1 pseudogene is annotated in these 289 nt (G+C 52.2%); it reads left to right on the forward strand.

The features are described from left to right. Positions 1-289, forward strand: a pseudogene (locus PZH32_RS13800) (hypothetical protein); the annotation flags it as partial.

Genomic DNA, 289 nt, shown 5'->3' on the forward strand with positions numbered 1-289 from the left:
GGCGGTTATCCGGCAGGCAAAGGGGGACGGCAAAGCCCACACCGCACAGCAGACCATTCCCTACCTTGCCATGTACCCGGACGGTATCTGCAAAGTGGCGCAGCGGAAGTATTCAAAGAGCATTGCTTTTGAGGACATTAACTATCAGCTTGCGCAGGCAGACGATAAGACCGCCATTTTTGAAAACTGGTGCGATTTCCTCAATTACTTTGACGCAAGCGTGAACGTGCAGCTTTCTTTCATCAATCAAGGCTCACAGCAGGAACAGGCAGCGCGGGCAATCCATATC

Origin of the sequence: Adlercreutzia equolifaciens, from assembly GCF_029076695.1 — a bacterium.
GTDB lineage: Bacteria > Actinomycetota > Coriobacteriia > Coriobacteriales > Eggerthellaceae > Adlercreutzia > Adlercreutzia equolifaciens_A.